At 42.3% G+C, this 26315-nt stretch carries 19 protein-coding genes; all 19 read right to left on the bottom strand.

Features of this window, described 5'->3' with window-relative positions; genetic code table 11:
* Nucleotides 1-30 precede the first annotated feature (30 nt).
* Entirely contained in the window at nt 31-996 is a 966-nt protein-coding gene (locus ACSBOP_RS06370; RefSeq protein WP_442603598.1) for an N-acetylglucosamine kinase, read from the bottom strand.
* Nucleotides 997-998: 2 nt separating this feature from the next.
* Complete coding sequence (gene argH / locus ACSBOP_RS06365) at nt 999-2504, bottom strand: argininosuccinate lyase (RefSeq protein WP_442603597.1); 1506 nt, start codon at nt 2502-2504, stop codon at nt 999-1001.
* Between the two features lie 83 nt (nt 2505-2587).
* Nucleotides 2588-5122 (bottom strand): NEW3 domain-containing protein, encoded by a 2535-nt coding sequence (locus ACSBOP_RS06360; protein ID WP_442603596.1) that lies wholly within the window; start codon nt 5120-5122, stop codon nt 2588-2590.
* A 78-nt stretch (nt 5123-5200) separates the two neighbouring features.
* Entirely contained in the window at nt 5201-6931 is a 1731-nt protein-coding gene (locus ACSBOP_RS06355; RefSeq protein WP_442603595.1) for an ABC transporter permease, read from the bottom strand.
* 13 nt (nt 6932-6944) lie between these two features.
* Nucleotides 6945-8027: an ABC transporter ATP-binding protein gene (locus ACSBOP_RS06350; protein ID WP_442603594.1), complete on the bottom strand. Its 1083-nt coding sequence runs from the start codon at nt 8025-8027 to the stop codon at nt 6945-6947.
* Between the two features lie 60 nt (nt 8028-8087).
* A complete protein-coding gene (locus ACSBOP_RS06345) occupies nt 8088-9197 on the bottom strand; it encodes an extracellular solute-binding protein (protein WP_442603593.1) in 1110 nt (369 codons plus the stop codon).
* 23 nt (nt 9198-9220) lie between these two features.
* Nucleotides 9221-10393: an ROK family transcriptional regulator gene (locus tag ACSBOP_RS06340; protein WP_442603592.1), complete on the bottom strand. Its 1173-nt coding sequence runs from the start codon at nt 10391-10393 to the stop codon at nt 9221-9223.
* A gap of 180 nt (nt 10394-10573) precedes the next feature.
* A complete protein-coding gene (locus tag ACSBOP_RS06335) occupies nt 10574-12685 on the bottom strand; it encodes a hypothetical protein (RefSeq protein ID WP_442603591.1) in 2112 nt (703 codons plus the stop codon).
* Between the two features lie 33 nt (nt 12686-12718).
* On the bottom strand, nt 12719-13894 hold the full coding sequence (locus tag ACSBOP_RS06330; RefSeq protein ID WP_442603590.1) for an ABC transporter permease: 1176 nt from the start codon (nt 13892-13894) through the stop codon (nt 12719-12721).
* Nucleotides 13891-14586, bottom strand: coding sequence for an ABC transporter ATP-binding protein (locus ACSBOP_RS06325; protein ID WP_442604396.1), 696 nt, complete (start codon nt 14584-14586; stop codon nt 13891-13893). The genes ACSBOP_RS06330 and ACSBOP_RS06325 overlap by 4 nt, the downstream gene beginning before the upstream one ends.
* 13 nt (nt 14587-14599) lie before the next feature.
* On the bottom strand, nt 14600-16048 hold the full coding sequence (locus ACSBOP_RS06320) for an efflux RND transporter periplasmic adaptor subunit (RefSeq protein ID WP_442603589.1): 1449 nt from the start codon (nt 16046-16048) through the stop codon (nt 14600-14602).
* Nucleotides 16049-16608: 560 nt separating this feature from the next.
* Nucleotides 16609-17511, bottom strand: a complete 903-nt coding sequence (gene hprK, locus ACSBOP_RS06315) for an HPr(Ser) kinase/phosphatase (protein ID WP_442603588.1) — start codon at nt 17509-17511, stop codon at nt 16609-16611.
* A 128-nt stretch (nt 17512-17639) separates the two neighbouring features.
* Nucleotides 17640-19067: an aspartate ammonia-lyase gene (gene aspA, locus ACSBOP_RS06310; protein WP_442603587.1), complete on the bottom strand. Its 1428-nt coding sequence runs from the start codon at nt 19065-19067 to the stop codon at nt 17640-17642.
* A gap of 200 nt (nt 19068-19267) precedes the next feature.
* Nucleotides 19268-20287 (bottom strand): galactose/methyl galactoside ABC transporter permease MglC, encoded by a 1020-nt coding sequence (gene mglC / locus ACSBOP_RS06305; protein WP_442603586.1) that lies wholly within the window; start codon nt 20285-20287, stop codon nt 19268-19270.
* A gap of 31 nt (nt 20288-20318) precedes the next feature.
* Complete coding sequence (locus ACSBOP_RS06300; protein ID WP_442603585.1) at nt 20319-21836, bottom strand: sugar ABC transporter ATP-binding protein; 1518 nt, start codon at nt 21834-21836, stop codon at nt 20319-20321.
* A 95-nt stretch (nt 21837-21931) separates the two neighbouring features.
* Nucleotides 21932-23005, bottom strand: coding sequence for a galactose ABC transporter substrate-binding protein (locus ACSBOP_RS06295; protein ID WP_442603584.1), 1074 nt, complete (start codon nt 23003-23005; stop codon nt 21932-21934).
* A gap of 148 nt (nt 23006-23153) precedes the next feature.
* Entirely contained in the window at nt 23154-24131 is a 978-nt protein-coding gene (locus ACSBOP_RS06290) for a substrate-binding domain-containing protein (RefSeq protein WP_442603583.1), read from the bottom strand.
* 4 nt (nt 24132-24135) lie between these two features.
* The gene (locus ACSBOP_RS06285; RefSeq protein ID WP_442603582.1) at nt 24136-25860 is read right to left on the bottom strand and encodes a cache domain-containing sensor histidine kinase; all 1725 of its coding nucleotides are present in this window, start codon (nt 25858-25860) and stop codon (nt 24136-24138) included.
* Complete coding sequence (locus ACSBOP_RS06280) at nt 25857-26300, bottom strand: helix-turn-helix transcriptional regulator (protein ID WP_442603581.1); 444 nt, start codon at nt 26298-26300, stop codon at nt 25857-25859. The genes ACSBOP_RS06285 and ACSBOP_RS06280 overlap by 4 nt, the downstream gene beginning before the upstream one ends.
* Between the last annotated feature and the right edge of the window lie 15 nt (nt 26301-26315).

The raw sequence follows: 26315 nt of genomic DNA, 5'->3' as shown, positions 1-26315 counted from the left end.
GCTTCAATAAAGCAGATCTTCTGAATGCTATTATCCTTTAAGTTTGGACAACCCCATTGCAATAATACCTTCAATTGGTTCATTGCTAACTGTGTAAAGCTTGGAGAGAGGCGCAAGCTTTTGTAGTTTCTCCATCAATAGCTGCCGCATGAAATCCCCATTCTCAAGTACGCCTCCTTGTAAAATAATCGTGATCGGCGTTTGAATAAGTCCTAGCTTTTCAATAACGATCCTTACACCTGAGAATAATTCATGAACAGCAGCTTCCAGCAATTCCTTACTAACTTCATCACCTGCAATGTAAGCCGTTCGTACCATGGCTTGCAACCCAGCAATTTTCTCAATAGTAGCTTCATCACTATACGTCCAATTGTATAAGTCCTCTGAGTCCTTTACACCTAAATGAGGAAGTATCCACTCGCCAAGTCTCGTCGGCTTCCCTCTACCATCTTCAGCACACAAGATTGCTGTAATGGCTCGCTTACCAATCCAATACCCGCTTCCTTCATCTCCAACGACATGTCCCCAGCCTCCGGCTCGGGCACTCTCACCTTGTTCATTTATCCCGAAGACGATGGATCCTGTACCCGCAATAACAAGAACCCCCGCTTTTCCACCTGTCGCCCCAATGAGTGCAGCAAATCCATCGTTTTCAATGATTAGATTGTCTACTTTCATATTCAACTCATCGAGTGCTTCATCAACAAGGGAGTAAATGATCTCTCGATCATAGTTGGTATCTAGTCCTGCGAGTGCAAACACAGCGCATTCTACCTCAATGGATTGATCAAGGCTATCCTGTATGACTTCAAATCCATTTAATGCCTCACGAATCGCAAGGATCAGCTCTTGCTTGACCGCTGCCCGGCCAACACCTTGATAATTACAAGAGCCTGATCTACCCGTTCCTAAGATGTTCCCCTTCTCATCCACAACCATAGCAAGACATTTTGTCCCCCCACCATCTACGGCTAATAGAGGTATCTGAACAGGCATTCCTACTTGCTCCAATCTGTGATCACTTCATCAAGATGTTGCAGGGCAGCTTGGCACTTCTCTTTGGATTCATGAAGCCACTGACGATGTGCTTGAAGTCGTACTTTACGCTCAGCAATCATGCGCTCCATTTCTTTGGGACTTGGACCACCGGGTAGTGATCTGATGTGGACGAAATGAGCAGGGTCGAGCGATTGCTGTAAAATTACTTCATCTATAGAAAGCTCGCGACCAATCACATCCATCGCAACTTCATTGACTAAATTTAATGTAATCTCATTCGCCGCAAGTCCTTGCTCTAAAGCTCGCTTGACGACTCCACTTACAATGTGATGCGATTTACGGAAAGAAAGTGCGTCCGTGCGAACTAATGTATCCGCAAGCTCTGTTACAGTAGCAAAGCTGCCCTCCGTGCGTTTGCGCAGCACTTCTTTATTTACTTCCATTGTACCCATAACGGCTGCAAGCAACCGGTACATTTTCTCCAATATTTCGAGCGCTTTCCATGCATAAGGTTGCATGTCATCTTCTGTATCTACGATATCTCCGAACGGTGTATTATGTATCATTGTCAGAACAGTACTTGCATTACCTACACAACTGGATAACAAGGAGCGCATATGCTCCAGTGATACCGGGTTCCTTTTTTGCGGCATGATGGAACTAATCTGAACATAAGGAGCCGATACTTTCAGCACACCGAATTCTTGTGTACTCCACAACAGTAAATCTTGTACAACCCGTCCTAAATTCGTTGCTGCTAACTGCACGCAACTGGCGATTTCCCCTACATAATCAGCTCCGCCAATGGCATCATAAGAGTTCTCGACAAGTCCTTCAAAAGCGAGTAAATCCATCATTTTCTCTCGACTAATATCAAATCCTGATGTAGTGAGTGCTGCTGCCCCCATGCTGCTGCGATTACAGTTCATATACGCTGCGATTAAACGACGAATATCACGACTTAATGAATCAACGACCGCCGTTATATAATGGGCCATGGTCGTCGGTTGTGCCTGCTGGGTATGGGTATAACCGATCATCAGGGTATCCACATGTTCTTCAGCAAATGCAAGTAAATGCTCCTTTAAATGCAAGGCTGAGCCAAGTGTAGTGAGCATCTTCTCGCGCAAAGTCATGCGATAGATCGCAATCCCCATATCATTACGGCTTCGTCCTAAATGCAAATTCCCAGCAATATCCCCCGCTTTATCTAACAATTGTTTCTCTACTTGAAAAAATAAATCTTCAAATTCACCTGTATATGGACTCTTACGAAGTCCGTCTAGATCCAACTCCTGAATTGCATTCGCAATTGCGTGAGCATCCTCTGTCGTAATCAAATTTTGCTGTAAGAGCATAATCAAATGAGCTTTATTAATGGCCATCATTGGCCCTAGTAATTGCTGCTTCGCTTCATTAAATGCAGGTTCCAGCACAACCTCCGTATAGGTCTTTCCTGGAAAGCTACTGCCTTCCTCTGCAATAATTTGTTCACGATATCCCATGATGTACTCATCCTCCATCTCACGTATACGATTTATTTGGGAGAGGACCTCGATTCAAGGCCCTCTCTTCACCTCTATTTGTATTATTGCTTTTGACTGATCATATTGACGAACATACGAATCGAACCTGGAACCAGATTCGGAATTTCACGGTACCATACGATGGAACTATAAGAATAAGTACCTTTTCCATATGGTGCAGTCAGATAAGTTCCTGTAAATTCTGCCTCACCCGGATCACCATTGGAGATCAGCTGTGTATATTCCTTACCCCATTCGGAAGGATTGTAAGCAGAACGGTCTTGAATCCAGTTGTCCCAATCTTTATCCGTAATTTTGTTCGGATAGTTGAAGATTTTATGATCTGGCGCAAGCATCGTTACTTTGGATGTTTCATCTGTCACACGCCATTTGATAAGCGGTGAACCAATGGTGATTGGATAAGGAGCTAAATCTGGTGTCCATTTGTCTTCCGGTTTGTGATATTGTACAACCAGATTACCGCCATTCTTCACGTAATCAAGTAAGCGTTGATTGCTTGGGATCAATTCAGGACGGAACGCATATGCACGGATGCCGAGCACAATGGAATCATACGAAGAGAGATCGCCAAACTGAATATCTTTCTCTTCCAACTTCACAACATTTACCCCAACTTGGCGCAAGTATTGATCGATGTTATCAAATCCACTTGATACATAGCCCACTTTAATTTTGTCAGGTACAGCAAGATCAAAGGCTTCGATTTTTAATTCCGCTGGTTGAACAAAGTACGTTTTACCGATGTGAGGGTACGAAATGACTTGCGCGCCTTCTGTACTTTTTACATCACCGCTTTGAGCAACAGCTTTGATCGAATAACTGCCATTTTTCACATCAGATGAAGGAGTTACTGTAAATGCGACGGATTTCGTTTCTCCTTTTGCCGCAAAACTTAAGTTCTCAGCAGCAGGCACTGCTTTCCAACCATCAGGTAATTGCAACGATAAAGTCGCTTTTGCAGCACCAGGATTGTAGTTACGAACCGTTACTTTAACCGGAATTGGATCACCAGGCTTCAACGTATTAAGCACGGTTGCACTTGGATTTAATGACATCGAGAACGGAGGCAAAACAGCTACAGCTATGTCTGGTGTCACATGAAGATTAGTCGTAACTGTATAGCTCTCATAGGATACATCACCTGTAATAATCGGTTTGTCATAGGGTTTAAATCCAGCAGCATTCGCTGGTACACTCACTTCAAACACAGCTGATACTGTCTCATTGTTACCCAGTTTCTTAAATGTTGTCGCACCCGTTGCTTTCGCTGTCCAGCCCTCAGGTACATTGAGCTTTAAGTTAACGTTCTTGATGTCGACATCCCCACCGTTATAAGCAGTCATCGTCATCTTGGTTGTCTGGCCAGGCACCAATTCACCTGTCTCTGGTTTTACTTTGGCTACGAATGAAGCAGCTTCCATACTTGCCTTGTTTAATTGATCTTCCTTCACATGAAGACGATAAGTAAGATCTGTTTTGGTTGCTTCATCTAAGCTGGATTTCTGAATATCTGCCAATGTGCTAGCCACATCAAGTTTCATTTCTTGCACGTCATGTGCAACATCTGCAAATTTCGGATAGGATGCGATGATGTTGTTTGCGTCCTTTTGAAGTTCACGCAACCCTTGGGCAACTTTCGTATCTTTGGATTTCGCTTCTACTTCTTTTGCCAAATCTTCAAATGTGAAAGCAATGCCTTCAAATAAATCTTTTTCTTTATCCTTCCCTTTGACAATGGAGGATTCTAGTTTGTAATAAGTAAAATTAGGCCCTTCATTTACATTGCGTCCCATTCCTTGGCTCTTATGCATGAAGCGAGACTCTTCACCAAGCTGCTCATAGGATGCGCCATAAATTTGGTCGTAGTCACCAACAGGTACGGAAACATTGAATGCCTTTTTATCAGCAGGCAGGTACAATTTCTTGATCTGCCAAGGCTGCAAGCCTTTTTTCAAATGTTCAGGGAAAATATTCGGATCAGCTGCATCTTTATAAGCACGAACCGTAATGACGTTAATCGCACGATGATGTCCATGAGTTGAATCCTCATTTAAGAAAGCGGGAATGACGACATCTGGACGCAATTCACGAATTTTGCGAATCAAGCGTTCATATGCGATGGAATCTCCCCATTTTTGCAATGTTTCATCAGGGCTCTTGGAAAATCCAAAATCAAAGATCGGATCATTCAATTGTTCACTTAAATTCGCGAGTGTGATGTTTGTAATTTTGGAAGCTTCCTGCAATTCGCGAGTTCGAATAATGCCAAGTGCATTTCCAAGTTCGCTACCAATTTCATTCTGTCCACCTTCACCACGGTTCGCAATAACACTTGACGTATTAATGCCTTTTCCAAGTGAAAGATAAGCCAGGGTCGCACTGTGTTCGTCATCTGGATGAGCGCCCGTATTCATCGCACTTGCAATCGTAGTAAGCGGCTTAATGGACTTCCACAGATCAACAACTCCACGATCTGCAAGTGCGGGTTTCGCTGTCACTGTTAACAACACGCTGCCCGCCAATGTTACACATGTAACAATGGACAATAATTTCGTGAATCTTTTGGCTTGACTCATAGTTTTCCTCCCTTAATCCATTCATCTATCACAACGTGGTTCAGATTCCTAGGTAATCCCCACATAATGATCCAGCTGTTAAATGGCGGAGCCTGCGTTATCTCCTGTAATTTTACGAGATACAAACAACACAATAATGATAAGTACAATTTGTAGGACCCCGTATGCGCAAGCTGTACCAAAATCAAAAGCATACATACGTTGGAAAATCTCTACGGAAATTGGAACTGTCTTTGTTGTAAAAAGAAGAATGGATGACACGAATTCACCAATCCCTTGCACAAAGGCAAGCAATGTTCCAGCCAAAATGCCACTAAGTGCCATTGGGAATACTACACGACGGAAGCTGTACCACCAAGAAGCTCCTAGATTTCGTGCTGCTTCCTCAACTGATGCGTCCATCTGAATAAGCGTAGCTGATGTCGAACGATATACAAGCGGCAAGTGACGAACGAAATAGGCGAGTGGTAGTATCCAAAACGTTCCAATTAGCACTTGATTAAAACTAAACACAGAGCGCTCGCTGAAAGCAGAGATTAAGTTAACAGCGACTACGGTTCCTGGAAGTGCCCAAGGCAGCATGATCAGTAGTTCAAGTAAGAACTTTCCTTTAAACTTCATGCGAACCATCGCGTAAGCAGCAGCAACACCGAAGATCACGATACCAACAACTGAAATCGCACTCATCTTAAAGCTGTTAAGAATCGGCTTCCATGTCTTACTATCTGTAAACAAGTCTAAATAATGACTCATCGTATATTGAGGTGGAAGAATTTGCACGGTCCATGTACCATCTACAGAGAATGAAATAAGTATTAGTACAAAGATTGGTAGCAAAAGGATAATTACACCAATAACAGAAAGTGTAATTGCGACATATTTACCGAATGCACTTTTAACTTCCGTACGATGTACACTAATGCCCTTACTCATGTTCTGATAGTTCCGTCTACCTTGATACCAGCGCATGAGGAGCAAGAATAGGATCGATACGACAGATAAAATTGTCGATTGAGTAGATGCCATATCCAGACTTCCGTTCGTACGTGACAAGTAAATTTGCATCGTCATCGTACGTTCAATTCCAAAAATTAATGGAGCTGTATAGGATGCCATAGAGATCATAAACACAAGCAGCGACGATGCAATTAATGCCGGTGTAAGCATCGGCAAAATGACTCTGCGCCATACATATAGCCTTCCAGCACCTAAACTTGCTGCTGCCTCTTCTAGTGAAGGGTCAAGCCCTTTAATGGCGGCTGAAGCCGTCATGTAAAAGTAGGTGTACATCGTAAACGTATGAACCATGATGACGCCCCAAATTCCTTTTAAAGAAAAGGGCACTTTATCTAAGTGAAAGAGTAATTTCAACGCCCTTGGAATAATACCGCTCTCTCCGTATAAAAAGGTAAAGGATAATACCCCAATAAGTGGAGGTAAGGCCATGGGTACAAGCGCAAGTACCATTAATATTTTGCGACCAGGAAACTCATAGCGTTCTAGCAAAAATGCCATCGCCACTCCGACAATGCCGCATGAAATTACACTTAGTACCGATATGTAAATACTGTTCCATAGCGCTTCTAAATTGGCTGTATGCTCCAAAGAAAAGAACTTGGCATAATTCTTGAATGAATACTCACCCTTGATGAGAACACCATCCATAAACGTCTGATAAAACGGATACACGACATAAGCAAGCAAGACTAAAAATAAGGGAGCAACGAGAACGTAAACAAAATAACGAGATGATGTAATGGATTGCCAAGTTTTCACTTGTGGATTCGTTGTTTGTAGTTGTGGCTTCATACTTGATCCCCCATTATCCTACAAAGAAGATACTTTCTTTTGGAATATGAAAGGCGATTTGATCACCGCGTTCTCTTAATGTGTGGCCCTGATTGACGAACATCGCTTTTAAAGAAACATCCCCAACTTGGGTGATATAATTAACGCTAACCCCAGTAAATTCGGAAATGACTACCTTACCTGTAACGATATTACCTTGAGCAGCTTCTTCTGCTCTTATCTCTGTCACTGACTCTGGGCGAATCGATAAAGTGACCGAAGCTCCCACCTTTACAACTTGATCATGAGAAGCTTGATTCGCAAGCCCGCAAAGTACGAGATCAGGCGAGATTCTCACGAATACATCATTTCCCTCAATCCGCTCCACGGTACCTTCCCATAGATTTGTCTCTCCAATAAACGAAGCGACAAAGCGATTCACTGGACGATTATATATGTCTTGAGGACTTCCAATTTGCTGAACAACGCCGCCTTGCATCACCATAATGCGATCGGACATCGACATCGCCTCAGCCTGATCGTGCGTGACATAAATCGTCGTTATTCCTAGCTCCATCTGAAGTCTCTTTATTTCCAACCTTGTTTCTTCTCTTAATTTGGCGTCCAAATTGGATAACGGCTCATCTAATAGTAAAATCTGCGGTTCGATCACAAGCGCTCTCGCCAAAGCTACGCGCTGCTGCTGTCCACCCGATAATTGATCAATTCTTCTTGTTCCATAACCATCTAAATGCACTTGTTTCAGTGCGCGTTCTACTTTTTGAGCGATTTCGGACTTCGATTGCTTTCTCACTTGCAACCCGAAAGCTACGTTCTCATTTACAGTCATGTGTGGAAATAAAGCATAGTTCTGAAATACCATACCTGTATTACGTTTATTTGGCGGAAGATTGGTTACATTCTGATCACCAAACAAAATGCGTCCAGAACTTGGATAATAAAATCCAGCAATCATCCGCAGTGTGGTCGTTTTCCCACAACCACTTGGCCCAAGGAAGGTGAAAAATTCACCAGGTTTGACCTCAATATGGACATCTTCAACACCTTTTGCACTCCCAAATTTCTTGCCTACATGATCCAAAGTGACACTGATCAAGATGGTATCCCCCTTGTTGTAAGGATGAGGCGGAGTTCGCACTCCGCCCAGCTCCAATTATTATTTTTTTGCACCTTTACCCTTGATACTTTGATCCCAATAGTCCATCCATTCTTTCTCTTTGGATGCCATAACAGACCAATCAAGCGGAAGCTGCTTAAGTTCAAGTCCTTTTAACCAAGCAGGTAATGTTTCTTTCTTAATGTCACTGCGTGTTGGAATTTGGTACAGCTTTTCAGCAAGTTCTGCGCGAAGCGTTGGTTCAAATAAGAACTCATAGAATTTCTTAGCTGCTTCTTCATTTTTACCACCTTTAATCATCCCAACGCCATCTACGAGGATAGGTGCGCCACTTGTTGGATAGATAAAGTCAAACGGTTGGTTTTTTGTTTCTTTTTGCAGCATGATATCTTGTAAATTCCATAAGGATAAGGAACCTTCTTGACGAGCTAATTTCAGATATAAATTCGTTGGATCTTGTGCGTACTCTTTCGTGTTCGCATCAAGTTTTTTCAACCATTCATATCCTTTTGTAGGATCTGCTGCACCTTGACGGTGAATCATTGCGGAGTAAATCGTTCTCATCGTACCGGATGCTAATACACCACGGATAATGATTTTGTCTTTATACTTGGGATCAAGCAAATCGTCCCAATCTTTCGGTGCGTCTTCCTTCTTAATCGCAGTTGGGTTATACATAATAACTTCAGGAAGTAGCATTTCCCCATACCAACGATCTTTTGCATCCTTATAGCTTGCATTAACACTATCAGCAAAGCTCGGCTTAAAACTCTTGAGCAAATCTTCATCTGCTGCCGTCATTAAAGCTGATTGTGTGCCTCCCCACCAAAAGTCACCCTGCGGATTTGCTTTTTCACCACGTACACGCTCTAAGATTTGCTGCGCGCCCATGGTTAGAACTTCAACCTCAATACCTGGATTTTTCTCCTTGAATTTAGGGATAATGACATCCACGACATTCTTGTCTCTACCTGTATAGATAACAAGCTTTTGACCTTCTGCCGATTTTGTTGCAGCTGGCTGTGACGTTGATTTATCTGCCGGTTTATCTGCTGCATTCCCTCCGCCACATGCTGTTAATGCAAGTACCATAGAACCTACAACAGCTGTGTTCAGCAATACCTTCATCTTACTTAATGCAAGTTTCATTCTAAATCCCCCTTAAGTAACTTTTAAATGGTTGCACTTTTATTTGGAAACGACTCTAGAACGCTGTGCACTGCACCTGCGATCCCGGCTTGATTCCCTAATGTGGCCAGCTTTATTGCTGGTACAACAGGAACCCAATTAGACAGCCATTCACGAATCGTTTGAACCCCTTGTTCTTTGATGTAGAGCATCTCACCGCTTAGAATTAAGAGCTCCGGATCAAGCACACTTACAATATTTGCGATCCCATACGCCCATTTGCGATATAACTCATCCAGCAGTTCTTGTACACCAACTGTTCCCTGCTCCGCATGAGCAACTAATTGTTCTACAATGCTCACTCCTTCTTGGATAAAAGGAAGCAGCGTACTTGCCTTCGCATAAATGGCTGGTACTGCATAATTGCTCTCAAAAACCCCATAATCGCCATGTCTTGGATTATCCGAAGGACCTATCATCATATAGCCGATTTCGCCTGATGCTTCATGAGAACCTCTGTAAAATTGACCATTAATCATAATACCTGCACCAATTCCTGTGCCCACGTACATGTTCACTAAGGTAGACATTTCCTTGCCAGCACCTTGGTAATATTCACCCAAAGTCATCATGTTTACATCGTTGTCAATCGTTACAGGTAAGCCAAGTCTGGCTTCGATCTCCTGTTGTACAGGTAGTCCCATCCACCCTGTACTAGGCGCATAACTAATTGTACCGTTACGTTTCTGCGTGATTCCGGGTAAACCGACACCCATGCCGAGAAGCCTACTTTTGTCAAAATGCGTCATTGCCAATAAATCTTTCAAACCAATCTCAAGACCCTTAATCGCCATCTCTCCACTTGTAGGTTGCGGTAGAGTTGCTTCATACTGTGCGAGAAGCTCGCCTTTTAAATCAGCAAGTGCCATGCGAATCGTGCTGCCTTCAAAGACTGCACCTACAACTGCAAAAGCCTGGGTATTGTACTCAAGGAGCATCGGTTTGCGTCCACCCTTGGACTCACCAATCCCTACTTCATGGACTAATCCTTCGTTAATCATCTCCTCAACTAACGCAGAGACACAGGGTCTGCTAAGTTCAGTTTCTTTTGCCAGATCTGCTCTGGACATTTGCTTCTGTTTTAATTGAAAAAGAATTCCCTCTCGGTTCATCTGTTTCACATATTTTGTATTCCCTGTCTGCCCACGAGCACGCATTCGAAACTGCTCACCACCCTTAAGTTAGTTAAATTAACTAACAAAGTATTCTGATTACTAAGTCTATTGTATGCGCTTTCAAATGTCAACACATTTCATTTATTTTTCTTAAATAAAAATAGAGCCAACATATGCAATCCCGCTATGGATCTGCATTCGTTGGCTCATCTTCTTTATTTATTATTTTTTTACAACTTCTTCATCCCAAAATCCTGCTTGCGTTGCAATAAGCTTCCGTTGACCCTGGAACTCATCATACAGATTCAGAATGAACGTATTCGTTACACTTGATGAAACACCAGATAAATTAACGGACGTCTGGAATTGCTGACTTTTGCCGACCTTTAATTTGCTTGGGTCTGCATCACTTGCATCAAAATCTTTCATTGCAAATGATTTCTCAAATGACATGTTACCTTCCGGCAGCCTGAATTCTAGGATCAGCTTATGCCCCTCTGAATTGGTTTCTGCCTGCATATTTTTAGTAAGATCATAGTTAATTTTCAATTGGACACTATCGGACTTGGATACTGTCGTCGTTACGTTGTTAAAAGTGAGTGTGTATGGATTCACAACGACTTTACTAATCGTACTTGGCTTTTTGGTCGACTCGTCTGGCAACCAGAATGCAACAGGATTAATAAAGCCATCGGGTACATCCTTTGCCTCCGCCAATTTCCCACCTGTTACAGCATCGCCGATTAATAAATATGCTGAAGAAGGATTAAACGTTGTCGGAACGTAGCTCCAAAACTCAATAACTGCTTTATTATTCGGACTGAGTTTATTGGATATTTGCGCTGCTTGTGCTGGATACAATCCACCATCGGTTGTCATGAAATTACCTATCAAATTCGATACGTTGACTTGCCGTTTTTCCTGATTTTCCACTTCAAAACGGGTCATCAGTACATTACGTGTCAAGCCTTGATACATCTTCGTTTCAAGCAATTGATATTTGGATTTATGTCCAGGTTCTGTATTGGCATACTGATCGCCCGCCCGGTAAATGGGATAGGATTGCGTTGTATTCGTAACAACGAAATCGACAAGATCGTTCACAACGTCGTTGTCCCCTTTTTCCTGAAGAACGAGTTTTAGGGACTTATAGTCTATTGTATAAGGAATTTTACCTGTTACTTGCAATTTCACCATTTCATGTGGCGCAAGTCCAATTGCCTTGGAAGTGTTAATGACATTCGCTTTGATTTGGAATGAATCGTCCAGCATCAAGTATCCCGAAAGGCTTGGAATTGGCAGTGACTTCACATCTTCATTCGAGATGATCACTTCAGCCGTCACAATATCATCACCTTCCCAAGGTAAACGATACACCTCATTCAATTGAGCTTGATAATGGCCTTTCTCACTATTTAACTCAACCTTCGTTTTCATTGGTTGTGTCACAATTTGCGCTATTTCAGGCAGATTAAAAGTCAGTACAGGAATATTGCGCTTCAGTTCCGTCACATTTTGCGTCATGACAAGCTCCCAATGATCCGGATTGTTCGAAACTGGAATTTGCCCTGTTAATTGAATGCTTTTACTGTCTTTCGCCCGCAGAGGTGCTGCCTTCTCTTCCTTCCGGTCAAGTGGATACATAATGCCGTCTGCTGTTCGAATACTGATCTTATAATCGGGAATATCAACACTCTCAGAGCCTAGATTTTTCATTTCAACTGTAACTAAAGGGCTGTAATATTTCTCATTTGCAGTACGATTGAATTTCGTAACAGCCGCAATGAGTCCCAGATCGTTGTTTTGAATCGGACCGGATGTCCCCGATGCTATCTTCGTAATCATAGTATCGTCTATGGCTAATTTCCCTAGTGAACTTTCAAAGCTAGGTTTGCTAAAATCCCATTTTACGAACTCTAGCGTCACATCTTGTGGCTTAACAAGTTCGTTTATTTTGACAGAATAGCTAATGTCTCGGGATGTGCTGGGGGCTATTTTATTTTTATCTTTGTTGATAACATTTTGCTGCGCCGTGTAGGTATGTCCTGAGCTTGTTGTGGAACGAATCCGGTAGTCCGACCAATCGACCACTTTGTCACTGCCATTTATCACGGACACAACAAATGACAAGATGCTGTTACCTTGCTCAACTAGGCTTTGTACTTGCTTTACTTCAAAAGTAACATCCTTCGATACTTGCAAAAGGTTAACGACCGGTGTTGTTGCTGTTGAATCAAGTGCATCTGCAGCATTCGCATATGGCACAACCCCACTTAAACTAATGGTAACGCCAAGAGCAGCGCTCATTATTTTGATAGAAAAAAGATTCTTCATACAAGCCTCCTATAGTTCGTGATCTTCCTCTCGTTAGTCCACCCGCAGTGCATCAATCGGGCGTAATTTGGCTGCTTTATTCGCTGGAAACAGGCCGAAGATAACACCGATTAATAATGAGAATGAAAAAGCAATAATAATAACTTGCCAAGAGATAACAACACCAAGCGAGAACACCTTTGCAAGACCAATTGCTAGACCAATTCCAACAATGACACCAATAAACCCGCCAGTTGCCCCTAATAGCACGGATTCAATTAAAAATTGCAGCAAAATGTCCCGTTTCTTCGCTCCTACTGCTTTACGAATGCCAATCTCCCTCGTCCGCTCACTAACTGACACGAGCATAATATTCATGATCCCGATACCACCGACAAGTAAGGAAATACCTGCAATACCGCCAAGGACTGCGGAGATGGTTGACATAATGGAAGCACTGGAATTGAGAATATCTTGTTGGTTAAAAATAGTGAAACCGTCACTATTTGCTGTTTTGAATCTTTTTAATAAATCGATTTTCAAACTATCCATAACCCCATCTACATGCTCTGCGCTATCGACCTGTACGATAAAGCTTTTAATCCCTGGATTGGCAAGGACTCGCTCCGCCGTAGTGAGCGGAATAATAAGTTTGTCGTCATTCGAACCGGCGAAGCTGCTTCCCTTCGATTCAAGAAGCCCGACCACTCGGAACGGTATCCCATTAATGATGACATCTTGACCGACAGGATCGAGTAAGCCGAATAAATTCGTTGCTGTTGTCGTTCCGATCAATGCAACTTTCTGTCTATGATCAATATCTGCTTGAACGATGAAGCGACCACTTTGCACGTGAAAATTTTGGACAGTTTCATAATCTGGCACAACACCTTCTAGTGAAACGTCTTTATTCTTGCCACCGTTCTTCGCTTTCACGCTGCCTCTGATCGTTGGAGAAACTGCAACTACATTCGGTTTATTTGCAAATTCCATCGTGTCCTCTAAGCTAAGAGATGCTTTCGTTCCCCTACCTGTAATGCTAACAGAAAGTGTATAAGTGCCCAGTTTATTTAGCTCACTCTTGATGTTGCTCCCAAGTCCTTGTCCTAAGGATACGAGTGCAATAACAGAGAATACTCCGATAATCATACCGAGAATGGTCAAGAAAGAGCGTAATTTACTGCCGATCATGCTTTTCCAGGCCATCTTGAGTGCTTGGTTGAGGATCATGATGCAGCACCTCGATCCTCTGTGATCTGACCATCTTGGATACGTATTGTTCGATTCGCTTGCTGGGCAATCGCAGGATCGTGTGTAATTACGATAATGGTATGTCCTTTAGCATTCAGATCATGAAGCATCTGCATAATTTCTTTGCCTGTTTTCGTATCTAGAGCACCTGTAGGTTCATCGGCCAGCAAGATTGGCGGATCGCCTGCAAGCGCACGAGCAATGGCCACACGCTGCTGCTGCCCCCCTGAGAGCTGCATCGGCTTGTGATCGATTCGATCTCCCAAACCAACGTTAGCAAGTGCTTGCTTCGCCATGGTCTGCCTATCTTTTAGCGGAATCCCTCGGTAAATGAGCGGTAATTCCACATTTTCCATTGCAGATAATTTAGGAAGTAAATTAAAACTTTGGAAAATAAAACCGATCTTTTCATTGCGAACCTGTGCTTGCCGATTTTCAGACATCTGACTCACTTCTTGACCATCCAATAAATAACTTCCCGAACTTGGGATGTCCAAGCACCCAATCATATTCATTAGCGTAGATTTACCTGACCCTGACGGTCCAACAATCGCAACAAACTCCCCTTGCTCGATTGAAAAAGAAATTTCTTTCAGGATCGGAACGGTCTCACCTGCCATGACATATGTTTTGACCAATTGATTAATTTCAATGAGCGGTTTATCCACCATGCCACTAATCTCCTTATCTTCCATTTCCACCGCCGCTTGAACGAGTAAAGTTTTGACCTCCACCGCCTCCGCCTCCACCACCAACTGGCATTCGAGCTCCATCCATCATGAATGATTGTTGTTTAACCTGAGTACTTGAATTTGAAACGATGGTCGGGAGAATGACTTTTTCACCAGGTTTTAGTCCACTTATAATTTCAATGAGACTCTCATTGTGTATACCAACTTGCACTTCTCTCATTTTCCCTGCTGCACCATTCGCAGTTCCCGCTGATCGTGAAGGCATGGATTGCGAAGTTTGAGCTTGATTCGTTTGAGAAGGATTAGATTGTGATGAACCCGAACTTGCTTGTGAAGATTGTCCTGGCTGTTGTCCTGACTGCGCTCGCTGCCTGAACTGTGAAGATTGCCCCGAACGATTCTCTCCGTTTGCCCCTCTTGGCTGAGCAGATGCATCAGGTTGGGATGTAGGCGCAGATGCAGGTGTCGACGCAGCTTGCTTCTCCTGCTCTCCAGCAGTTTCCGCTTGTTCCTCTACCATGACGAAGCTTTTACCTTGTCTTTGCTGAACAGCTTCAATTGGAACGACAAGAATGTCTTGTTTCTCTTCAATTTTAATATCTGCACGCGCAGACATGCCTGCTTTGATCGTCGTATCTTTACCACCCGTTACGCTGAGGGTAATCGTGAACACGGAGACTCCGTTTTTTGCAACACCTTCTGCAGCTACTTTCGTAACAACGCCGCTAAATTTATTACCTGGTGAAGCATCAACTGTTATATCCGCAGGTAAGCCTTCTTTTATTTTCAAAACATCCATTTCGTCGACTTCAATATCTAATTTTAAATTACCGTAATTGACAATTTCGCCAATCGTCGTATTGCCATTTATTTGATCGCCAACTGCATTATTGAGTGTAATTAACTCACCATCTATTTGGGCTGTGATAGGGGTAGGTGGTTTTTGATCATTAAGCAGCGTTTGAATTTTACTCTTGGACAGATCCATATCGAGCATCTGCTTTTTAATATTAATTTTCATATCATTGATCTTGGACTCGTCCGTGTTATCCTTCAGCGCCTGCTGTGCGGTGTCTAGATCCATCTGTTTCTTTTGCAGGGACAATTCTTCTTGATTGATTTGATCCTTCACATCTTTACTTTCAAAAGTAATGAGTTCTTGTCCCTTCTTCACTTTATCGCCTTGCTTGACAGCGAGACTCTTAATTTTACCGCCTTCTCCACCTTTAATGGTCTGACGCTCCGCTGCTGCAATGACACCCGAACCTGCAACGCTTACTTTGATCGAACCTTGCTTCACCTGGGCTGTATTCATGACCATGGGCTTGATCGGATTCGTTTTGCCATAAAAATAATACCAACCCCCAGATCCAGCTAACACCACAATACTCAGTGAGATGAATAACCATTTTTTCTTCTTACTACGACCTTCATTCCCCATATGCTTAACTAGTCCCCCTTTTTCTGTACATGAAAGCCTTGTAAACGCTGTACTAGCTTCAAAGTACTAGGCGAACCTGAAGGAATACTTAAAATTATCTTAATAATCAATTAAATTAGTGGATATTTATACAAAAAAAAAGAGGACCAGCGTCCTCGGAGATTGGTATAAAAATTCTAAGGTTAGGGACGGCGAGTTGTCTAAGTCTTTACGCCGCAGTTGAATCCGTGTCCTCTGATTAGATTAGTAAGTTAGGACACTTCTTCAAAAAGCGGCCGCTCCGCTCTCCATGACTTAGACAACTCTCTGTCTTACCAAGTAGTAAGTGCCTTTCTTTCCAACAAAAAAAGAGGACATCGTCCTCTTTTAAAACAATAAACATCCTGCCTGAGACAGAGAGTGAACGAAGTCCTGCAAAGCGAAGCGGTCGCCTTTGAAATTGTGTTTCAACCACCTCATCTAATCAGGAAACACAATTTCAACAGCGATGAAAGGACTTTGATCACTCGCCGTCACCCACAATTTTTTTTAGAACGAACTATGCCCTCATATTTCAAACCTTAATTTAGCCTCTGCATGAACTCCTCCGCCGCACTATATCCCTGCAACTGCAAGTACCAATTATGCGCCGCTGCCTCTACAAGTCCTGCGACATCTCTACCCGGCTGAAGCGGAATTTGAATGTGTGGGATGTTAACATCCATATAGTTCGTATACTTTGACTCGACTTCCAAGTCATTATATAGTTCATTCTCATTCCATTTCACCAATTCAATATCAAGCACAATGCGTGATTCATCCTGAAAAGCACCTCGTCCATAAATACGTGCAACGTTAATGAGACCGACACTGCGTAATGCAAGCAGCTCTCTGGTTGCCCCAGTATGTGTTCCAATGATGTTCTCTGGATTAATTTTTTTCAGTACAACTGCATCATCGGCAACCAGACGGTGTCCACGACGGATCAGGGTAAGCGCTGTTTCGCTTTTACCTATCCCAGATTTACCGCGTAATAAGATCCCGATACCTGCTACATTTACGCATACACCGTGCACTTGAATTTCTTCAGCCAGCGCTTTAGCCAAGAAATTATCAACAAGCTCAATAAATTTCGTCGTCGGTTGCGGCGTGCGTAAAAGCGGAATATTTTCACGGGTACAATGTTCAATTAAATAATCCAATCCCTCTTGATTCCATGTCACCACAAAGCATGGTGGGTGGTACTGAACGACGTTCTTAATGCGACTATCCCGCTCCTCTTTGCTGAGCGTATGTAAATATGCGACTTCTTTCTCACCTATAACTTGAACATGTTCTTGAGGAAAAAAGTCAAAATATCCAACAAATTCAAGTCCCGGACGATGTACACTTTTCTGTACAATCACACGATCCATTTGTTGATCTCCTGCCAATACTTCTAGCTTGAATCTATCGACCAAATCTTTAACCGTAATTTTTTTCACAAACCAACACCTACCTAATAACAAGAATTGTACAAAATAAAAAACCCTCTTAAGTAGTTTACAACGAAAAGCGTTCTTTCGTAATAGGTTCTACTTAAAAGGGGATTCTTATCTACGTAGATGAACCATTAATCTTGGTTGAGCAATAATTCTTCACCCGCAATACCTGGGTGTGTCATTTCATAAGGATCTAGAATTTTGTCCAACTCTTCTTCTGTAAGCAAGTTATGAAGCAAAATCAGTTCACGCACGGACTGACCTGTTTGGGATGCGATACGTGCAATTCGAGCAGCTGCTTCGTAGCCAAGGTGCGGGTTAAGCGCAGTAATAATACCGATACTTTTCTCCACATACTCTTTGCATTGCTCAACATTCGCTTCAATGCCTTCAATACAATGTGTTCTGAACACTGTAAACACTTGATTCATAAGGCTTAGAGATTGAAGTAGGTTAAACACGAGCACAGGTTCCATAACGTTCAATTCCAATTGACCTGCTTCAGAAGCAAGACAAATCGTGTGGTCGTTACCGATAACTTGGAATGCCACTTGGTTAAGCACTTCACACATAACAGGGTTTACTTTACCTGGCATGATGGATGATCCTGGCTGGCGATCTGGCAATTTAATTTCTGCAAAACCACTACGTGGACCGGATGCCATCAAGCGCAAGTCATTGGCAACCTTGGACATGTTCATCATACATACTTTAAGGGATGCGGAAACCTCTGTATAGGCATCTGTGTTCTGCGTAGCATCTACAAGATCTTCTGCACCTACAACTGGTAAGCCACTTACTTCAGCCAAAATTTCAACAACACGTTTAATATATCGAGGGTCTGCGTTTAGTCCTGTTCCGACTGCTGTCGCACCCATATTTACTTCATATAAGTGATCACGCGTTTGTCTCACACGCTTAATATCACGCTCTAATACACGGCCATATGCTGCGAACTCTTGACCAAGACGAATCGGTACCGCATCTTGTAAATGAGTACGACCCATTTTAATGATACCGTCAAATTCTTTTGCCTTTTTGAAAAATGCTTCGGCCAGCTCTTGCATGGTAACGAGCAGCTTATCAATTAAGGACAAAGTCGAAAGATGAATCGCTGTTGGGAACGTGTCATTCGTCGATTGTGCCATGTTCACATGCGTGTTTGGGCTAACGGAGAAATAATCTCCCTTGGTTCCACCCATTAATTCAATTGCGCGATTCGCAATGATCTCATTCGTATTCATGTTAATCGAAGTTCCTGCTCCACCTTGGATCGGATCAACTATGAAGTGATCATGCCACTGTCCAGCAATCATCTCATCGGCTGCTTGGACAATCGCTTCTCCGATTTGCGGTTGTAAACGCTTAATTTCCATGTTTGCCAAAGCTGCAGATTTCTTCACCATAGCCATCGCTTTTATAAGTTCTTCATGAATTCGATATCCAGTCATTGGGAAGTTCTCGATCGCTCTCAGAGTTTGAACCCCATAATATGCATCAATCGGTACTTCCTTTGATCCTAAAAAATCTTTCTCGATCCGAACCGCTTCTTTCGTCATTACAAAGACCTCCGTGTACATGAATAATGATTAATATCTAACACATGTTTACTCTCTAATCATACTCCTATTTCTATGAGAAAAAAATAAATTATCACAATAATAAAGAAATTATATCATCTTTATTTTAGTCATAGGGAAAGGCTATCGAGCATGTTCGATAGCCTCCTCATTTATAACCTTTTTCAGCAACCATTCTATCATTTCTTAGCCAAATACTTCCGAATATCAAAACCGACTGCTGCCACAATAATTAATCCCTTAATAATAAGCTGCCAGTACGGACTTACCCCGATAAAAGTTAATCCATAGTTAATAACACCGAAGATCAATACCCCTGCAAGAACGCCTGGCACGGTTCCGATCCCACCTGATGTGGAGACACCACCTACGACGCAGGCTGCAATCGCATCAAGTTCATACATATTTCCATAGTTATTCGTTGCACCACCCGTACGGGAAGCTTCTAATACACCTGATAAACCATACAAAGCACCGGCAAATGCATAAATATAAATCAAGTTACGTGCCACATGAATACCTGACACCGTAGCCGCTTGTATGTTGCCACCAATCGCATACATATTTTTACCCAGACGTGTCTTATTAAAAATAATCCATGTAATAATCGCCACACCTAACGCAATTAATACGATATACGGAATCGAAAACGAGCCATCTTTGCCAATATAACCTTGTCCAAGGTTCGTAAATTCTGACCGTAACCCGCCTATTGGCTGCGATTCATTCGGTTTGGTATCAAAATATATCGAGTTCAAGCCATATACCATAACCATCGTACCCAGTGTTGCGATAAACGGCGGCACCCTGAATTTGGCTACAATTACACCATTAATAATGCCAATAACTAAACCTGCAAGTATTGCAATGGCAATGGGGATAAAGATGCTGATCTCCGGCATATCTGGGAAAAATCTTCTCGGATAATCCATCATTTGTAGCATGGAGGCAGATACGACTGCTGTAAGACCAACTACTCTTCCTGACGAAAGATCCGTCCCACCTGTGATCAAAATACATGCGGTACCGAGCGCAATAATAGCACGTGTAGATGATTGCGATAGAATATCTCGTAAAATTGATAATTGTAAGAAGCCCGGGTCATACAATGCGATACCAATGACCAGCACGACGAGGACGATATAAATCGCATACTGGGTCATGAAATTACCAATTTTCTTTACTTGTAAGCTGTCCATCTTAGTACCCCTCCCGTATTTAACGAAAGAATTATGCTGTATCTTGTGCTGCAAGGCGCATAATTTCTTCTTCTGTCGCCGTCTTTCCATCTACAATTCCTGCCAGCTTCCCTTCACACATGACCATTATCCGGTCAGACATCCCCATTAACTCCGGCATTTCTGAAGAAATCATGATGATGCTTTTTCCTTGCTTAGCAAGGTCTGCAATCATCATATAAATTTCATATTTTGCCCCAACATCAATCCCACGCGTAGGTTCGTCTAACAACAGAATATCAGGCTCTGTCATCAGCCATCTGGCGAACAGTACTTTCTGCTGGTTTCCTCCAGACAGATTACCAATTAAAGTACGATATGAAGGGGTTTTTATCCGAAGTTTCTCAATACTACTCTGCACGTCTATCTTAGGTTTCTTATCCGCAAAGAGGAAAAAGCGATTGATATAGCGTGAAAGACTTGTAATGACAGTATTTTCAAGAACAGATAACACAGGGAATATACCCGTTACCCGTCGTTCTTCCGTAAGCAGTGCAATTTTTTGCTTAATCGCATCTCTAGGTGATTTAATTGTTGTTTCTTTGCCATGAATCATAATTTTCCCCGAAGAAAGTGCGCGAAGACCAAAGAGTGATTCAATTAGCTCGGTACGCTGTGCACCAACTAGACCACCGACACCAAGCACTTCGCCTTTTTTTAGCGTAAAAGAAATGTCCTTGAATGATTTGTACATGGCTGAAGTTAAACTTTCAACCCGTAAAATTTCGCCGTGTGGGGCATTATCACGTTCAGGGAACCTTTCCGTTAAGTCGCGCCCAACCATTTTGCTAATAATCAAATCTGTTGTAAGCTCTGTTGCAGGCCATGTGCCTGTTCGCTTCCCATCACGCATAATCGTTACATCATCTGAGATTCGCAATATTTCTTCCATTTTATGAGAAATATAGATAATGGACACGCCACGACTTTTCAACTCCGCAATAATTGCAAATAATTGCTCAACTTCGTTTCCTGTTAAAGAAGAAGTCGGTTCATCCATGACGATGACCTTCGCATGATAAGACACTGCTTTGGCAATTTCTAATAACTGAACTTTGGAAACAGACAAACTGCCAACAATGGCTTTCGGATTAATATCGAGATCTAATTCTTGTAATAATGTCTCTGTGTTTTGCAGCATTTTCTTATTATTTACAATTTTAAAGGGGCCAATTTTCGTCAACGGATACCGGCCGAGCCATAAATTTTCCATCACGCTTCGAAAAGGAATCGGGTGAAGCTCTTGATGAATCATTGAAATACCACTATTTAGTGCATCTTTGGAATTGTGGATTGTCACTTTCGTCCCATCCAAATAAATCTCGCCAGCATCTGGTGTATAGATGCCAAACAAACATTTCATCAGTGTAGATTTCCCTGCACCATTCTCACCCATGAGCGCATGAACTGTACCAGGGCGTACTTGAAGCGTGACATCATCCAGCGCCTTTACACCAGGAAACTCTTTGGCGATGTTCTTCATCTCAAGTAAGAACCTACCTTGGGTCATCGTAACCCCTCCTACCTCATGCAAATCAACGATTCAAGAGCAAAGGAGCAACGTAAGCATACATTGCTCCCTTGTCTTATGCGTGTAATTAACAATTATTGTGCGTCCTTCATATTGTCTTTTGTGATTTTTTTATAAGGAACCCATACATATTTACCGTCTGTTACATCGTATCCTGTATTCTCTTTATTGGGTGTCTGTCCTTGAGCTAATACGTTTGCAAGGTTGAATGTTGCTTTACCTTGGTTCTTCGCATCGTTCAGAACCGTGCCAAGAAGTGTGCCTTCTTCAAGGGCCTTAAGAGCAGGAGCTGTTGCATCTACACCAACAACCGGCATAAACTTGTTATCTTTAAAATATCCTTTTGCTTTCAATGCAGAAATTGCACCAAGTGCCATATCATCATTATTCGTAATGACTGCCTCGATTTTATCGCCATGTGCAGCTAAGAATGCAGCCATTTTGTCTTGTGCTTTAACCAAATCCCACATTGCTGTATCTTCAGCGAGCTTCTCCACTTTCATACCTGCATCTTGAATCGCAGCGACAGAGAATTTCGTACGAAGTTCAGCATCTTGGTGTCCAGGCTCACCTTTTAACATCACATATTGAATAACGCCATCTTTGTTCTTATCTGCTTCAGGATGAGCTTTGAAATAATCAACAAGCAGTTGGCCTTCCATCGTACCGGATTGCTCGGCTTTTGCTCCCACATAATACACTTTATCCCATTTCTTCATATCATCAGCCAGTGGTTCACGATTGAAGAATACGACCGGGGTTTTTGCCGCTTTAGCTTTATCAATAATGATGCTTGCAGCTGTACGGTCAACTGGGTTAATCGCAAGTGCATTTACTTTTTTTGTAATAAATAGATCCACTTTATCGTTTTGTGTAGGTTGTGAGTTTTGGCTGTCCACGATGTCTACTTTTCCTTTACCTTCGGCAGCCGTGAAGATTGCATTACGTACACCTGTCATAAATGTGTCATCAAACTTATAGATCGCAACACCGATTGTTGAATTTCCAGCTTTAGTATTGGTAGTTGCTGCAGGTGTTGCTGCTCCTGGTGTGCTTTTATCAGGACTAGAACCACTACTTGAAGTGGAACAACCAGCGATCAAAACGGCTAATGCACCTGCTACTACGATTGGTAACGCTTTTTTCATTTAAAAACCTCCCTTAATTATTCCATATTAGGACTTCTTTCTCTCTACACCCTAAATGTAAGGGATTACAAAACGAAAACAAATACAAAATCCTCATGTGTTCTAGCAATATTCTCATATGTTACGATTTCGCTTTTATCCGTTTGCTTTACTTCACAAACGGAAATAACAGCTTCTGGTTTTCGGACCAGAACATATTCTCGTTATCGATCACTTTAAAACCCGTATCCACCCGCTGTGGTACTTTTTTGTTTCGAGCAGCCTCAACCGCGTACTTCACACTTAAATAACCGATGCTGAATGGATTTTGTACGATTGTGGCTTGAAACACACCAGCTTGCAGCAGCTCTAGTTCAGTAGGTGTATTGTCAAACGCAACAATCTTCACTTTCCCTGCAAGTCCAAGCTGTTTAACACCATCGGCAACCCCCAAAGAAGCTGCCGTATTCAAAGCGACAAAACCGTTGATTGGACCATTGTTCTCTATCGTATCCAATGTCAGTTTGTTAGCGTATCGTTGATCCGATAAGCAAAATAAAGTATCTACTAACTGAACTTGGGGGTGTTGTTTAATCGCGTCAAGGAAACCTTGTTCGCGCAAATCTGCTTGATGAGAGTCTTGCATTATGCTCATAAGGGCAATTCTTGCAGATTTACCTGTTAATTCGATCAGCTTCTCTCCGGCTTTTTTACCCGCTTCATAGTTGTTGGTACCGATCATACTTTGTACAGACGGAGTTCCAACTTCGGAATCAATAGTAATAACGGGAATATGTTTTTTACCCGCTTGTTCTGTAATGTCAGTCAGAGAACTAGTATCATGTGGCGCGACTACAACAGCATCTACATGGCTTCGGATAGACTGCAAGACTAAATCATTCAATCGTGATACATCTTCTTCAAGATCAGGTGCCATATAGTTCAGATTAATGCCAAGCTCCTTCGCTGCGGTTTCCGCACCCATCCGAACCGTATTCCAATAGTCACCCTGCTTTAGCTTGGCAACAAATGCAATTTCTTTACGTTGGCCTCTATCGCGTTCTATAGCTTGATTCGAGCATGAACTAATCGAAGCTGCGACACATAACCATATGAAAAGCAGGAGTCCTAATCGCTTCCTATTCAACGGCTTAACCTTCCTCCTTCATCCGTGGAATCCATATTTTCACTTCAGTACCTTCTTCCAATTGACTTTCGAATTCCAGACCAAATGCATCACCAAAATAAAGCCGGATGCGCTCATGTACATTGCGAACGCCTACCCCAGAACCTGTATCACTCTTACTTCCACCGACCAATATGTTAGCCAGAACATCAGATGGCATACCTAGACCGTTATCCCGAATGATAAGTAGAATCTTGTCATCTATAACCGAGGCAGCAATTTGAATATGCCCCTTGTCTACCATATATTCGATTCCGTGGTATATTGCATTTTCGACTAGAGGTTGCAAAATAAGCTTCGGTGTCAAGCAAGCAAGTGTATCTTCATCCGCTGTAATTTCGAAGTCAAATTTATTCTTGAAACGCATCGTTTGAATAATTAAGTAGTGCCGAATGTGCTCCAATTCTTCTTGGATTGTAATAATCGACTTACCCCGACTAAGCGATATGCGGAAAAACTTAGACAATGAGGTTATCGTCGTAACGACTTCTTCATTCTTACCACTTCCTACCATACGAACGACAGAATTAAGCGTATTGTATAAAAAATGGGGGTTAATCTGCGATTGCAGTACTTCTAGCTCATTCTTCCGCTTCGTCTCTTGCTCCTGCAAGCTTTGATCCATCAACTGCCTGATGCGTGCCACCATCAAATTAAATCTACGTGATAGCTGCTCGACCTCATCGCCGCCTTTTACATTGATACTGATGTCAAAGTCACCTTTCTCTACTTTCTCCATCGATTTTTTCAAGCGATTGATCGGTTTGGAAATACGTGCCGACATAAAAGCTGACAACAGCAAAATACAGATGATGACAATAATAATCACCCACACAATAAAACCGCCTGTATCTTTTTTCACCGTAACCATTTCATTTAAGTAAGAGACACCAATAATTTTCCAGCCAATGTTACTGACGGTTTTGACCGTAATTAGCCGTTTTTCATCATCCATCTTGTCGGTGTATCGCCCATACGAGAATTTAAGCGCCTGCTCCACGTTCTCATACTTGAGTCCAATATTAATTAATTGCTGCTGTGGATGATAAACAATATTGCCTGCTGATTCATCGATAATGTACACATAGCCTTTCTTTCCTAAACTGACTCGCTTACATAATTCATCAATGGTTTTAAAATTGACATCGATCAACAGCACACCACGTACCCTACTACCACCCTGGTCCAGCATCACTTCCTTGCTCATTGAGACGACCCATTTATATTGCCCTTTAAAAATATTCTGGATATGAGGGAGCGAGAATGTCAGGTGATTCGGATTTTCAAGTGCCGCTTGAAACCAACTTTGTTCGGTGTAATTGACATTTTTTCGCACATCATTCTTAGGAATCTCTGTCAAAATTTCCCCTTGGCTCGTAAAGAGCGTCAAAGAAACAATATCCTGCCTCGAGTTAAGAACAACGTCCAATTGCTCACGTAGGGTATCACTTTGAAACGCTTTACTATTTTGGATTTTATAATCGATCACTTCAAATACATCGGACATGCCTTTGATGTATGATTCCAGGTTGTAACTCACCTGATCGACAATCTGTTCCGTATTTAAGTACGCATTCTGCTCTGCTGTACTTGAAAACTTCTGATAAAGCACAAACCCAACCATAAGCATGACTAGAGAGATCATAGTAAAAGATACCGTGATGACAAACTGAATACTTTTCACCTTCATCCCGATGCTCCTGAATAATTCCTATACTCTTTGGGTGATTGACCGACGAATTTACGGAAGCAATGACTGAAGTAATTGGCGTCTGCATAACCCACTTGTTCAGCAATATCAAGTGCTCTTAAATCTGTCGTACGTAATAACTCCTTAGCCGCTTCCATCCGAACTTGAAGTAAATAAGTAACGAACGTCATCTTCGTTTCCTTTTTAAAAATGCTACTGAAGTACCCTGCGCTAATATGCAGATGCTCGCACAATTTTTGGATCGAAATGTCACTTTCTGCATAGTGTTTTTTCGTAAATTGAATCGCCTTCTCAACTAGATTACGGTAATTGGACTGGCGATCCAATGCAATATGATCCATCATTCGCAAGCAGATGCCCAGAATCCAACTCTTCGTTTCACGCAGGTTTGTAAATTTATTAATATCCGCAAACGGCAAATAATTCGCTCCAAA

The sequence above is a fragment of the Paenibacillus sp. KN14-4R genome (assembly GCF_052180255.1).
Taxonomy (GTDB): Bacteria; Bacillota; Bacilli; order Paenibacillales; family NBRC-103111; genus Paenibacillus_AM.
The sequence above is the reverse complement of the archived record's forward strand: the minus strand, read 5'-3'. Positions and strand labels throughout refer to the sequence as shown.